The organism is Rubrivivax soli (genome assembly GCF_049810355.1).
Taxonomy (GTDB): Bacteria; Pseudomonadota; Gammaproteobacteria; order Burkholderiales; family Burkholderiaceae_C; genus Rubrivivax.
The window spans coordinates 2,558,814-2,571,420 of record NZ_CP187368.1 but is presented as its reverse complement, the minus strand read 5'-3'; the positions used below and the strand labels follow the sequence as shown (position 1 = coordinate 2,571,420).

Here is a 12,607-nt window from a genome sequence, read left to right as displayed (position 1 = left end):
ATGGGCCGCGCCGCGCGCTGGGCGCCGCTGCTGCTGTGGGTGGTGCCGGGGCTGTGGTCGTCGAACTACATCATCGCGCGGCTCGCGCGCGACGTGCTGCCGCCGCACCTGCTGGCCACCGGCCGCTGGACCCTGGCGCTGGCGCTGATGCTGCCGTTCGTCGGCGGCGCGCTGTGGCGCCAGCGCGCGGCCGTGCGCGCCGAGTGGCGACGGTTGCTGGTGCTGGGCGGGCTGGGCATGTGGATCTGCGGCGCCTGGGTCTACCTGGGCGGGCACAGCACCAGCGCCACCAACATCGCGCTGATCTACGCCGTCTCGCCGATCGCCATCGCGGTGGCCGGCGTGCTGCTGCTGCACGAGCGCATGTCGGCAGCGCAGCGCGCGGCCGTGGTGCTGGCGCTCGCGGGCGTGCTGTTCATCATCCTGCGCGGCGACATCGACAACCTGCTGGCCGTGCGCTTCACTGCGGGCGACGGCTGGATCCTGGCGGCGATGGTGTCGTGGACGGCGTACTCGGTGCTGCTCAAGCGCTGGTCGTCGGCGCTGGACCCGGCGGCGCGGCTGGCCGCGATCATCGCCGGCGGCCTGGTGCTGCTGCTGCCCTTCACCGCGCTCGAATGGGCGCTGCTGCCGCCGACGCACCCGCCGCCGGGCCTGGCGGCGCTGGGCCTGGTGGTGCTGGCGGCGCTGGTGCCGGGCGTGCTGAGCTACACCGCGTATTCGTACCTGCAGCGCGAACTGGGCGCGTCGCGCACCGCGCTGCTGCTGTACCTGGCGCCGGTGTACGCGGCGCTGCTGGCGTGGGTCGTGCTGGGCGAGGCGCCGGGCTGGCACCATGCGGTGGGCGCGGCGCTGATCCTGCCCGGCATCTGGCTCGCGACGCGGCGCTGAGGGCGCCTACAGCGTCTCGGTCGCGTCGAAGTCGAGCTCGACGCGCGCGCCGTTGGGGTCGAAGCTGAACAGCTGCCAGGTGCCCGAGCCGGCCTGCCGGCGCAGGTCGTACTTGACGCCGGCGGCGTCGAAGCGCGCCTTCACCGCCTTCAGGTCGCTGGCCGTGAAGGCCATGTGGTCGATGACGCCGGTGCGCGTGGTCGGCATCGGCCGGTCCCAGTAGATGTGCAGCACGGCCTGCGGCCCGCCGGCGTACAGCCAGGCGCCCGGGAACCCCAGGTCGGGACGGTGGCCGTCCTGCAGGCCGAGCAGGTCACAGTAGAAGGCCAGCGTCTGCGCGCGGTCCTCGGCCGTGATGGTGAAGTGGTTCATGCCGTGGATCATCGCGGGCTGCTCCCGGTGGTGGCTGGTGCTTCGGTGATCGCCTGCGCCGCCAGCGCCTGCAGGCACGTCAGGCACAGGCAGCCGCTGTAGCGCTGGCGCAGCGTGGCCTGCAGCGCGGCGCCGAGCGCCAGGTCGCTGCAGGGGCAGGGCACGGGGTCGTGCGCGCCGCAGTGGAAGCCACCGCCGCAGCGCGGGCAGGTGTCCGTGGCGGCGGTGGCGGGCAAGGTCTGCACGCCGTCAGGCTACCAGCACCAGCGGGCCGGTGGTGCGGCGCGACTCCAGCCGCGCCTGTGCGTCGGCGGCGGCGCCGAGCGCGTGGCGCTCGATCGCGGGCGGCCGCAGCGTGCCGTCGGCCAGCGCGGCCCACAGCCGTTCGGCACGCTCCTGCAGCTGCGCCGGCGTGGCGACGAAGTGGAAGACCACCGGCCGCGAGAAGGTGGCCGACTTCGCCACCAGCGTGTCGGGGTCGACCGCCGCCAGCGGCCCGCTGGCCTGCCCCAGGCTGATCCAGTGCCCGCACGGCGCCAGCGCGACCAGGTTCTCGGCCTGCGCGTCGGCGCCCAGGCCGTCGACGATGACGTCGGCGCCGCCGCACAGCGCCTGCACCTCGGCGGCGAAGCGGTGCGTGGACGTGACGATCACGTGCTCGCAGCCGTGCGTGCGCGCCACGCGGGCCTTCTCTTCGCTGGAGACCGTGCCCACCACCACCGCACCCAGCCGCCGCGCCCAGGCGCACACCAGCAGCCCCACGCCGCCGGCCGCGGCGTGCACCAGCAGCCGCGTGCCGGCGCGCACGCGGCCCAGGTCGCGCAGCAGCACGTCGGCGGTCAGCCCTTTCAGCAGCAGCGCCGCGGCGACCTCGTCGTCCACCGCCGCGGGCAGGCGCAGCACCCAGTCGGCCGGCACGTTGCGCACGCCGCAGTAGGCGCCCGGCAGCGGGCCGAGGTAGGCGACGCGGTCGCCGGGCAGGAATCGCGTGACGCCGGGGCCGACGTCGAGCACCGTGCCCGCGGCCTCCATGCCCGGCGTGCCGCCGGGCTGCAGCAGGCCGGGGATCCAGCCGCGGCGCAGGTAGACGTCGAAGAAGTTCACGCCGATGGCGCGCTGCCGGATGCGCACCTCGCCCGCGCACGGCGCCGGCACCTCGGTGTTCTCGGCCTGCAGTTGTTCGGGCCCGCCGTGCGCGCGCAGCACGATGCGCTGCGTGGGCACCGGCAGCGCCACCGGCATCGGCGCGCTGCCGCGCGGCAGCAGATCGCCACCCCGTTCCAGGTGGCGGCGCAGGTTGGCGAAGCCGGCTTCGTAGACGCCCTGCGCCACCATGTCGCGCAGCTCGCGTTCCATGCCGGGCGGCGTGGCGAAGGTCGACTCCCAGTGCCAGTAGGTGCGGTTGCCGTCGGTCACGGGCTTGAGCGTCACGGTGGCCACGTAGCGCTGCAGCGGCACCGTGGCCTCGACGATGCAGTAGGTGCTCTTGTGCTCGCGCTCGTCCAGCGTCAGCAGCTGCTCGCGGATGCGGTTGCCGTCCTGCAGCGTGAAGCTGCGCACGCAGCCGACTTGGGTCGGCGATTCGCCGCCCTCGATGCGGCTCTCGGCGACCACCGTGTGCCACTGGTCGTGGCTGTTGAAGTCGCGCAGCACGGCCCACACGCGCGCGATCGGCGCGTCGATGATGGTCGAGCGGACCACACGTTGCAGCATCGCTTCAGCGCCGGGCGAAGTGGCGTTTCAGCGCCTCGAAGCCGCCTTGGAACACGCCGTCGCCGATGGTCGCCGTCAGCGCGCGCTCGCTGCCCTCGGCGCAGTCGAACTCGGCGCTCCACTCGGCGAAGCAGCGGTTGCCGTCGGTCACCGGCATCAGCTTCAGCGTCGCGACGTAGTTGTCCACGCCCATCGGGCTGTCCAGGATCTCGTAGGTGCAGCTGTAGTCGTAGTCGCTCAGCGCCAGCAGCCGTTCTCGGATGGCGCCGCCGTCGCGCGTGTGGAAGTGGCGGATGCAGCCCACGCGGTCGGCGGGCTCGTTGTTCTCGATGCGGCTGTCGGCGATGGCCGGGTGCCACAGCGGCAGGCCGTTGAAGTCGCGGATGCGCGACCACACGGTGTCGGCGCTGGCGTCGATGACGCTGCTGACGTAGACGCGGATCATGGGCTCGTCCTTGTGCTATTCCTTGGGCGCCGACGACGGCTTGGCCGCCGGCGGCAGCGCGACGCTGGCGCCGCTGGCGCTGCCCACCAGGCGCTGGATGTCGCCGCCCTCGATGCCGATCTCGCGCAGCAGCTGGTCCACCAGCGGCGCCTGCGCGCGGAAGCGCAGCGCCGAGTTCACCACGCCGTCGGCGAAGTTGCCGTGGCCGCTGCCGTCGCCGCTGCCGGCACTGCTGCCGCCGCCGCCCAGGCCGTCGACCTGCAGGATCTTGATGCCCTCGATGCGCTCCATCGGCCGCACCGATTCGCGGATGATGGCCTCGGCCTTCTCCACCAGCCGCATGCGCAGCGCCGACGTGCGGGCCTCGGGGCTCAGCATGTTGTGCGCCTCGTTCATCAGGCGCAGCGCCTCGGCCTCGATCTCGGCGCGCACGCGCGCGGCCAGCGCCTTGATCTTCTCGGCGTCGGCGTCGGCCTCGGCCTGGGCGCGGATCGCGGCACCGCGGTCGGCGCTGGCCTCCTTCTCGGCCTGCGCCGCCGAGGTCAGCTGCAGCGCCTCGCGCTCGGCCACCTGGCGCGCGCCGATCAGCTCGATGGCCTTCTTGCGTTCGGCCATCTCGACCTCGCGCGCGGTGAAGACTCGTTCCTCGGCGGCCACGGCCTGGGCACGCGCCTCGTCGGCGGCGGCCTGGGCCTCGCTCTGCGCCTTGCTTTCCAGTGCCACCGCGATGGCACGCTGCTGCTCGGCCAGCTCCAGCGCCTGCCGGCGCGCGATCTCGGCCGCCTGCACCGAACGTTCCTTCTGGATGCGTTCCTGCTCGATGCTCTGCTCGCTGCGGATGCGCGCGGCCTCGATCGTCAGCTTGGCCGCGATCTGCGCGCCTTCGCTGTCCTGCTCGCGCTGTGCGCGCTCGGTCACCAGCTCGGCGCGCTGGCGGGCGCGGGCGATCTCCACCTCGCGCTGCTGGCTCAGCCGCGCGTACTCGCTCTCGCGGTCGATCTCCAGGCTCAGCTTCTCGGCCTCCAGGTTCTTGTTGCGGATGGCGATCAGCGTGTCCTGCTCGACGTCGTTGCGCTGCTTCTTGCGGTGCTCGATCTGCTCGGTCAGCCGCGTCAGGCCCTCGGCGTCGAAGGCGTTGCTCGGGTTGAAGAACTCCATGCCGGTCTGGTCCAGCTGCGTCAGCGACGCGGCTTCGAGCTCCAGGCCGTTCTTGCGCAGGTCCTCGGCCACGGCCTCGCGCACGCGCTTGACGTAGTGGCCGCGCTTCTCGTGCAGCTCTTCCATCGTCATCTCGGCCGCGGCGGTGCGCAGCGCGTCGATGAACTTGCCCTCGACCAGCTCCTTCAGCTCCTCGGGCGCCATCGTGCGCTGGCCCAGCGTCTGCGCCGCCGCGGCCACCGACTCGGGCGTGGCCGCCACGCGCACGTAGAACTCGGCGATCACGTCCACGCGCATGCGGTCCTTGGTGATCAGCGCCTTGTCGCGGCCGCGCGCCACCTCCAGCCGCAGCGTGTTCATGTTCACCGGGATGACGTCGTGCACGATGGGCAGCACGAAGGCGCCGCCGTCGAGCACCACCTTCTGGCCGCCGAGGCCGGTGCGCACGAACGCGCGTTCCTTGCTGCTGCGCAGGTACAGCCAGTGCAGCAGCCACACGCCCACCGCCACGACGATGGCAACGACGAGCAGGCCGAGCAGGAAGCTGCCGAATTGGGCGCCGGTCATGGTCTTGTCTCCTCACGAGTGATCTGGGTGAAGCGCCGCGTCGTCTCGGTCAGCGCGGTCTCGGCGGGCAGGCGTTCCATCGAGCTGGCGCCGTAGAAGCCGTTGCAGCCGGGGCAGTGGCGCAGGATGTATTCGGCGTCGTCCGGCGTGGCGATGGGCCCGCCGTGGCACAGCACGATGAGCTCGGGGTTCACCGCGCGCGCCGCGGCGGCCCAGGCGTTGATCGGCGCCACGCAGTCGGCCAGCTGCAGCGCGGTGGCCGCGCCGATGCTGCCGCCGGTGGTCAGGCCCAGGTGGCAGACCACGATGTCGGCCCCGGCCGCAGCCATCGCCCGCGCGTCGGCCTCGCTGAACACGTAGGGCGTGGTCAGCAGGTCCAGCGCACGGGCGGCGCGCACCAGCTCCACCTCCAGGCCGTAGCCCATGCCGGTCTCCTCCAGGTTGGCGCGGAAGGTGCCGTCGATCAGGCCCACGGTGGGGAAGTTCTGGATGCCGCTGAAGCCCAGCCCGATCAGCCGCTGCAGGAACTGCTGCGGAATCATGAACGGGTCGGTGCCGTTGACGCCGGCGATGACCGGCGTGTGCCGCACCACCGGCAGCACCTCGTGCGCCATCTCGCAGACGATCTCGTTGGCGTTGCCGTAGGCCAGCAGCCCGGCCAGCGAGCCGCGCCCGGCCATGCGGTAGCGGCCCGAGTTGTAGATGACGATCAGGTCGATGCCGCCGGCTTCCTCGCACTTGGCCGACAGGCCGGTGCCGGCGCCGCCACCGATCAGCGGCCGGCCGCTGGCGATCTTGGCGCGGAAACGTTCGAGCAGCGTGGTTCTAGCGATGCGGGGCATGGCTGCGCACCTCGTTGTGGGATGGGGCGATCTCGCGCCAGGCCGCCACCAGGGCGTCGGCGAAGGCGTCGTCGTTGATGTGGTGCGGCAGCTTCACCAGCCGCTTGGTCGGCGTCGGCCGGAAACCCTGTTCGATGGCGGCGAACAGCGCGCGGTCGGCCTCGGGGTCGTGGAAGGCCTGGCCGGGCTTGTCGATGGCCGAGACGCCGCCTTCGGGGATCAGGAAGCGCACCGGCCCGGTCATCGCGTTGAGCTTGCGCGCGATGAAGTCGCCGATGGCGCGGCACTCGTCGGCCGTGGTGCGCATCAGCGTCACCGTCGGATTGTGGCGGACCAGGCGCCGGCTGCGCAGGCGTTCGGGCACGGTGTCGAAGGCGCCGAAGTTCACCATGTCCAGCGCACCGCAGCTGCCCACGTAGGGCAGCGCGTGCTGCGCGAACACGTCCAGCCGCTGCGGCCCGGCCGAGAGCACGCCGCCGCCGATCTCGTCGGCGATCTCGGTGGTGCTGACGTCGATCACGCCGGCCAGCAGCCCCGAATCGGCCAGCTTCTCCAGGCTCTGTCCGCCGACGCCGGTGGCGTGGAAGACCAGGCAGTCGTACTGGTCCGACAGCTGCTTCGTCACCGCCTGCACGCAGGGCGTGGTGACGCCGAACATCGACAGCCCCAGCGCCGGCTTGCTCGTGGCAGAGACCGCGGGCGGATGCGTGATCATGCCGGCCAGCGCGTGCGCGGCATTGGCCAGCACCTGCTCGCTGATGCGGTGGATGCCCTGCACGTCGGTGACCGAATACATCATGCAGATGTCGCTGGGGCCGACGTAGGGGCGCGTGTCGCCGCTGGCCATCGTCGACACCATCACCTTGGGCGTGCCCACCGGCAGCACGCGCATGCCGGCCGTGGCCAGCGTGGTGCCGCCCGAGCCACCGGCCGAGAGGATGCCGCCGAGGTCGCGCCGCGTGCGGATGAACTGCGCGAAGGCCTGCGCCATCGCGCCCACCGCGCTGCCGCGGTCGCTGCTGAACACGGCCGCTTCGCCCCCCGGGTGGTGGCGCGCCACCTCGCGCGGGTGCACGCTGGCCGGCGACGGCTTGCCCGAGGTCGACAGGTCCACCGTCACCACGCGCAGGCCGAGCTTTTCCAGGCACTGGCGCAGGAAGAACAGCTCGCGCGCCTTGGTGTCGAAGGTGCCCGCCACGTAGGCCGCGCGCACGCTGGTGGCGGCGACCGGGAACTCGACCACCTTGGCGGTGGCGGCCGCCGGGGCCGGGGCCGGGGCTGGCGCCGGTGATGCCGGCGGTGCCGGCAGGTGCCGCGGAATGTCCTGCACCGGCGCCGCGGTGCCGCCGGCGTTCCATCGGTTGAAGCCGCGCACGGCCTGCGGCGGCAGGTCGTCCAGGCTGGGGCCGCCGTCGCCGTGCTGGCGGCGCACGGTGTACACACGTGTTTCGGCGGCTTCCGCAGGCGCGGGCGCCGCGTCGGCGGCATCGGCCTCGCCGTCCTCGTCGCCGCTGCTGCGCACGCCCAGCAGCCGCTCCTGCAGTTCGCGGTCGGCGGCCAGCGCGTGCGCGGGCAGCATGTGCGCGATGCGGCCGTTGACCATCACGCCGATCTGGTCGGCCACCGACAACGCCACACCCAGGTTCTGCTCGATCAGCAGGATCGCGATCTGCTGCGACAGCGTGCGCAGCGCCTCGGCCACCTGCTCCACGATCACCGGCGCGAGGCCTTCGGTGGGCTCGTCCATCACCAGCAGCTTCGGGCCCAGCAGCAGCGCGCGGCCGATGGCCAGCATCTGCTGCTCGCCGCCCGACAGCTGCGCGCCGCCGTTGCCCTTGCGTTCGGCCAGGCGCGGGAACATCGCATACACGCGCTCGACGTCGCGCTTGTGCGGCGCCACCAGGCGCAGCGTCTCGTCCACCGTCAGCGACGGCCACACGCGCCGGCCCTGCGGCACGTAGGCGATGCCGCGCGCGGTGACCTGGTTGGGCGACAGGCCCAGCAGTTCCTCGCCCAGCAGCTGCACGCTGCCCGTGCGCGTGGCGCCGGCCGGCATCAGGCCGGTGATGGCGTTGCACAGCGTGGTCTTGCCCATGCCGTTGCGGCCCACGATGCCCAGCACGCCGTGCGTGCGCAGCTCCAGGCTCACGCCCTGCAGCGCGTGGGCGCGGCCGTAGTACACGTCCAGGCCCTGCACCACCAGCACCGGCGCCTGCGCCGGAGGTGTGTCGCGGCGGCCTCCGAACCAGGCCATCAGTGCTGCCCTCCCATGTAGATGGCCTGCACCTGCGGATCGCTCTCGATCTCGGCCGGCGTGCCGTGCTTGAGCACGCTGCCGTTGTGCATCACGGTCACGCGCTCGACCACGCGCAGCGCGATGTCGAGGTCGTGCTCGATCAGCACGAAGCTCATGTGCCCCGGCAGGCTGGTGAGCAGCGCCACCAGCTCGCGGCGCTCGGCCGGCGACAGGCCCGCCGCCGGCTCGTCGAACAGGATCAGCCGTGGCGCGCCGGCCAGCGCCATGCCGATCTCCAGCTGGCGTTGCTGGCCATGCGCCAGGTTGGCCACCAGCTCGTCGGCGATGTGCGACAGCCGCGCGCGTTCCAGCAGCTCCTCGGTGGCCACGCACGAGGCGTGGCGCGGTGACGCGCGGCGCAGGCCGAAGCGCCCGCTGCCGACACCACGCACGGCCAGGAACAGGTTGTCGCGCACCGAGAGCTCGCGGAACAGCAGCGACGACTGGTAGGTGCGCCGCAGCCCCTTGCGGATGCGCTCGTGCGGCGGCAGCGCGGTGATGTCCTCGCCGAAGAAGTGGATGCTCCCCGCGGTCGGCGGGAAGTCGCCGGTGATGGCGTTGAACAGCGTCGTCTTGCCCGCGCCGTTGCTGCCCAGCACCGCGTACTTCTGCCCCGCCGCCACCCGCAGCGACACGTCGTCGACCGCCCGCAACGCGCCGAACGCGCGCGTCACATGCGTCAGCGTCAGCGCGTCATTCGAAGCGAGCGCGCGTGCGGGTGCCGAGATGGTGCTGATGGTGGCCATGGCAATCAAGTGGTTGCGCGGATCCGGCTCTGCCGGTCCGCAGCAACGCGCCCCCTCGGGGGGGTGAGCCCGCACCGAGCGGGCGCCTGCGCGCCCGCGAGTGGCTGGCGAACGCCCGATGGCTTGCAAGCCATCGGGCAGCGACCGAAGGGAGCGTGGGGGCTCAAGGACAACTGGGCACGTCGCGCGAGCCGATCTGGAACTCCTCCTTCTTCATGCCCAGCGTCTGCTCCACGTTGTCGACCTTGCGCGCGACCTTGGTCGTCAGGTTGCCTTGCGCGTCCTTCACGACTTCGGTGACGAAGGTGGTGCCGATGGCCTGGCGGTTGGCGTCCAGGCGCACGTCGCCCGTGGGCGTCTTCAGCACCATCTTCTGCAGCGCCTCGCGGTACTTGGCCTGGCCGCCGGAGAGGTCGCCGTTCACCGCCGCCAGCCCGTCCAGCGCCGCCTTCATGTTCATGTAGTACACGTAGGCGAACAGGCTGGGGCTGGGGAAGCCGCCGGCCGAGACCGGATAGTTCTTCTGGTAGTCGGCGACAAACGCCTTCCAGTCGGCGCCGTCGTAGCTGTCGGCCACCGGGCCGGCCGAGAGCGTGCCCACCAGCGAGTCGCGGCGCTTGCCCTTGTAGTTCAGCACGTCCTGGCTCACGGTGATGCTGCCGCCGAGCATCGGCTTGTCGCCGCCGGCGTTCTCGTACTGCGTCAGGAAGTTCACCGCGTCGGCGCCGCCCAGCACCACCAGCAGCGCATCGACGTCCTTCGGGATGCGCGCGATCACCGACGAGTAGTCCTTGCCGCCCAGCGGCACCCAGGCCTTGGTGGGCACCTTGCCGCCGAGCCGGCAGAACTCGGCCATGAAGCCCTGCACCTGGCTGTACGGGAACGCGTAGTCCTCGGCGATCACCATCACGCGCTTGTAGCCCTTGTCCATGGCCGCCTTGCCCAGGCCCACCATCCACTGCGCGCCTTCGGTGTTGAAGCGGAAGAAGTTGGGGCTGGGGCTGGTCAGCGTGGTGGCCTGCGCGCCCGAGGCGCCGTTGATGAAGGTCACCTGCGGCTGCGTCTTCGAGTAGTCCTTGACGGCGATGCCTTCGCCGCCCGACAGCGGGCCGACCATGATGTCGACCTTGTCCTGCTCGACCAGCTTGCGCGTGGCGTTGACGGCCACGTCGGGCTTGGCGTCGGAGCTGGCCTTGATGAGTTCGATCTTGCGTCCGGCCACGACCCCGCCGCGCTGCTTCACCGCCAGTTCTGCGCCGCGCATGCCGTCGGCACCGCCGGCCGCGAACGGGCCTTCCAGCGTGGCGAGCAGGCCGATCTTCACCGGCTGGCCCTGCGCCCAGGCGCCGCCCATCAGCGCGGTGGCAGCCGCCGCGCTCAGCATCGAACGAACCCAGAGTCTCTTGGTCACTTTCACGCTTGTCTCCTTGGTGGTGTGGTCAGGGTCTGGTTCGGGCCGAAGCGGGAGCGAAGCTTCGCCCACAGTCCGAGCAGGCCGTCGGGGGAAAACAGCACGATGGCGAGGAAGATGCCGCCGATGACGAGGTTGAAGCGCTCGCGGTCGATGACGTCGATGGCGAAGGTCTGCAGCAGCACGAAGACCAGCGCACCGAGGAAGGCGCCGACCGGGTGGCGCACGCCGCCGAGCACGGCGATGACGAGGATGTTGATGAGCCAGCCGGTGCCCACCGAGCCCGGGGTCATCATCGCGTTGTACCAGGCCAGCAGCACGCCGCCGATGGCCGCGATCAGCCCCGACAGCGCGTAGGCCGCGACGCGGTGCGCCACCACGTGGAAGCCGAGCGCCGCCATGCGCCGCGGGTTGTCGCGGATGCCCTGCAGCGCCACGCCGAAGGGCGCGCGCACCACGTAGCGCACCAGCGCGTAGCCGGCCACGGCCCAGAACAGGCACAGGTAGTAGAAGGGCACCGGCTCGCGCCAGCCGATGCCGAAGACGGTGGGCGCCTGGATCTCGCGCAGCCCCTGGAAACCGTTGAAGATGCTGTAGTTCTGCAGCACCAGGTAGTAGAAGGCCACGCCGATGGCCAGCGTGATCATGATCGTGTAGATGCCTTCGGTGCGCACCGAGAGCCAGCCGATCAGCGTCGCGCACAGCACCGCGATCAGCAGCGCGAACGGCACCGCCAGCCACCACGGCCATCCCAGGCTGATCTCGGCGCTGCTGCTGGTGCCCAGCACCGCCAGCGCGTAGCCGGCAATGCCGGCCACCGTCATCTGCGCCAGCGAGACCATGCCGCCGTAGCCGGCCAGGAAGCTCAGCGACAGCGCCACCAGCCCCAGCACCAGCGACTGCGCCGCCACCTGGAAGGTGAAGAAGGGTGTGGCGACGAACGGGAACAGCAGCAGCGCCACGCTCAGGAACACGTGGTGCGGCTGCAGGCTGCGCCACATCCACTTCAGCCACGGCGGCGCGGCGCTGTCGGCGTAGGGGTCGGGGGCCCGTGCCGGCGCGGCCTGCAGCGGCTGCGCGGACCGGGGCTGCCGGCGTGGCACCGGTGCCGCGCCGCTGCGCATCGCGTTGCGCCACTTCGCCGCGCTCATTGGATGACCCTTCGCACTGCGTGCTGCGGGATGAGCGCTTGGGAGCGGCCCGGCGCGCTCATGCCTGCTTCCCCATGATTCCGCGCGGCCGGAAGGCCAGCACCAGGATCAGGATCACGAACGTGAACACCACGCTGTAGGTGGGCGCGTAGGCCAGCCCGTAGGTTTCGGCCAGGCCCAGGATGGCCGCGCCGATGGCCGCACCCGGCACGCTGCCCATGCCGCCGACGATGACGACGATCAGGCTCGCCAGCAGCAGCCGCGTGTCTTCGCCGGGCACCATCGACAGCTCCACCGCGCCGATGACGCCGCCGAAGCCGGCCAGCCCCGCCCCCAGCGCGAAGGTCAGCGCGAACACCAGGTTCACGTTGACGCCGCTGGCCGCCAGCATCCCGCGGTCGTCGACGCCGGCGCGGATCATCATGCCGATGCGCGTGCGCGCCAGCAGCCACCACAGGAACAGGCCGATCGCGATGCCGAAGCCCAGCAGGCTGAGCCGGAAGGCGCCGTAGGCGTTGATCAGCGGCAGGCCGCGGATGGGGCCCTGCAGCCATTCGGGCGCCTCCATCTGGTAGACCTGCCCGGTGAAGATCCACAGCAGGATGTCGGCGACCACGATGGACAGGCCGATCGTCACCATCGTCTGCCGCAGGTCCTGGCCCTGCATGTGGCGCAGGATCAGCCACTGCATCAGCAGCCCGGCCACCGCCGCCGCGGCGAAGCCCGCGGCCAGCGCCAGCACCCACCAGCCGGTGTGCGCGGCCACCACGTAGCCGACGTAGCCGCCCAGCAGGTACAGCGAGCCGTGCGCGAGGTTGACGTTGCGCATCAGCCCGAACACCAGCGTGAAGCCGCTGGCGACGATGAAGTACAGCGAGGCCAGCGTCAGCCCGTTGAGCATGGTGACGAAGTACAGCCGCGTGTTGTCGACCATCGCCCACAGCGAGAAGACCAGGATCGGGCCGCCGATCAGCAGCCACGCGGCCAGTTGTGCGCGGGTGCGCTTCACGGCGTG

General features: G+C 71.7%; 12 protein-coding genes and 1 pseudogene. 1 reads left to right on the top strand and 12 read right to left on the bottom strand.

Translation table 11 applies throughout. The features are described 5' to 3' along the window. Positions 1–891 (top strand): DMT family transporter, encoded by an 891-nt coding sequence (locus tag ACPOLB_RS11575; protein ID WP_425261514.1) that lies wholly within the window; start codon positions 1–3, stop codon positions 889–891. A gap of 6 nt (positions 892–897) precedes the next feature. On the opposite strand, the gene ACPOLB_RS11570 is transcribed toward ACPOLB_RS11575, so the two are convergent. The 12 genes and pseudogenes from ACPOLB_RS11570 to ACPOLB_RS11515 all read right to left on the bottom strand — a co-directional run bounded on the left by ACPOLB_RS11570 (position 898) and on the right by ACPOLB_RS11515 (position 12,601). Further along, positions 898–1,263, bottom strand: a complete 366-nt coding sequence (locus ACPOLB_RS11570; protein ID WP_425261513.1) for a VOC family protein — start codon at positions 1,261–1,263, stop codon at positions 898–900. Positions 1,264–1,271: 8 nt separating this feature from the next. Then, positions 1,272–1,508, bottom strand: coding sequence for a cysteine-rich CWC family protein (locus ACPOLB_RS11565; RefSeq protein WP_425261512.1), 237 nt, complete (start codon positions 1,506–1,508; stop codon positions 1,272–1,274). 4 nt (positions 1,509–1,512) lie between these two features. Beyond that, positions 1,513–2,976, bottom strand: coding sequence for an SRPBCC family protein (locus tag ACPOLB_RS11560; RefSeq protein ID WP_425261511.1), 1,464 nt, complete (start codon positions 2,974–2,976; stop codon positions 1,513–1,515). Between the two features lie 4 nt (positions 2,977–2,980). Next, on the bottom strand, positions 2,981–3,421 hold the full coding sequence (locus ACPOLB_RS11555; RefSeq protein WP_425261510.1) for an SRPBCC family protein: 441 nt from the start codon (positions 3,419–3,421) through the stop codon (positions 2,981–2,983). 15 nt (positions 3,422–3,436) lie between these two features. After that, the gene (locus tag ACPOLB_RS11550) at positions 3,437–5,146 is read right to left on the bottom strand and encodes a flotillin family protein (protein ID WP_425261509.1); all 1,710 of its coding nucleotides are present in this window, start codon (positions 5,144–5,146) and stop codon (positions 3,437–3,439) included. Then, positions 5,143–5,988, bottom strand: coding sequence for a phosphoenolpyruvate hydrolase family protein (locus tag ACPOLB_RS11545; protein ID WP_425261508.1), 846 nt, complete (start codon positions 5,986–5,988; stop codon positions 5,143–5,145). The genes ACPOLB_RS11550 and ACPOLB_RS11545 overlap by 4 nt, the downstream gene beginning before the upstream one ends. Continuing rightward, complete coding sequence (locus ACPOLB_RS11540; protein ID WP_425261912.1) at positions 5,972–7,201, bottom strand: Tm-1-like ATP-binding domain-containing protein; 1,230 nt, start codon at positions 7,199–7,201, stop codon at positions 5,972–5,974. Before ACPOLB_RS11540 ends, ACPOLB_RS11545 begins: the two co-directional genes overlap by 17 nt. A 579-nt stretch (positions 7,202–7,780) precedes the next feature. Then, positions 7,781–8,242, bottom strand: a pseudogene (locus tag ACPOLB_RS11535) (ATP-binding cassette domain-containing protein); the annotation flags it as partial. Further along, positions 8,242–9,030, bottom strand: coding sequence for an ABC transporter ATP-binding protein (locus ACPOLB_RS11530; RefSeq protein ID WP_425261507.1), 789 nt, complete (start codon positions 9,028–9,030; stop codon positions 8,242–8,244). The pseudogene ACPOLB_RS11535 and the gene ACPOLB_RS11530, both read right to left, overlap by 1 nt. A 163-nt stretch (positions 9,031–9,193) precedes the next feature. Beyond that, the gene (locus ACPOLB_RS11525; RefSeq protein ID WP_425261506.1) at positions 9,194–10,447 is read right to left on the bottom strand and encodes an ABC transporter substrate-binding protein; all 1,254 of its coding nucleotides are present in this window, start codon (positions 10,445–10,447) and stop codon (positions 9,194–9,196) included. Further along, a complete protein-coding gene (locus tag ACPOLB_RS11520) occupies positions 10,444–11,592 on the bottom strand; it encodes a branched-chain amino acid ABC transporter permease (protein ID WP_425261505.1) in 1,149 nt (382 codons plus the stop codon). Before ACPOLB_RS11520 ends, ACPOLB_RS11525 begins: the two co-directional genes overlap by 4 nt. 58 nt (positions 11,593–11,650) lie before the next feature. Then, positions 11,651–12,601, bottom strand: a complete 951-nt coding sequence (locus tag ACPOLB_RS11515) for a branched-chain amino acid ABC transporter permease (RefSeq protein WP_425261504.1) — start codon at positions 12,599–12,601, stop codon at positions 11,651–11,653. Positions 12,602–12,607: the final 6 nt, after the last annotated feature.

Bases quoted from the DNA above. Each gene is read 5' to 3' on its own strand.
- ACPOLB_RS11530 (WP_425261507.1), bottom strand. From the start codon at position 9,030: ATGGCCACCATCAGCACCATCTCGGCACCCGCACGCGCGCTCGCTTCG.
- ACPOLB_RS11520 (WP_425261505.1), bottom strand. From the start codon at position 11,592: ATGAGCGCGGCGAAGTGGCGCAACGCGATGCGCAGCGGCGCGGCACCG.
- ACPOLB_RS11570 (WP_425261513.1), bottom strand. From the start codon at position 1,263: ATGAACCACTTCACCATCACGGCCGAGGACCGCGCGCAGACGCTGGCC.
- ACPOLB_RS11575 (WP_425261514.1), top strand. From the start codon at position 1: ATGGGCCGCGCCGCGCGCTGGGCGCCGCTGCTGCTGTGGGTGGTGCCG.
- ACPOLB_RS11550 (WP_425261509.1), bottom strand. From the start codon at position 5,146: ATGACCGGCGCCCAATTCGGCAGCTTCCTGCTCGGCCTGCTCGTCGTT.
- ACPOLB_RS11555 (WP_425261510.1), bottom strand. From the start codon at position 3,421: ATGATCCGCGTCTACGTCAGCAGCGTCATCGACGCCAGCGCCGACACC.
- ACPOLB_RS11545 (WP_425261508.1), bottom strand. From the start codon at position 5,988: ATGCCCCGCATCGCTAGAACCACGCTGCTCGAACGTTTCCGCGCCAAG.
- ACPOLB_RS11560 (WP_425261511.1), bottom strand. From the start codon at position 2,976: ATGCTGCAACGTGTGGTCCGCTCGACCATCATCGACGCGCCGATCGCG.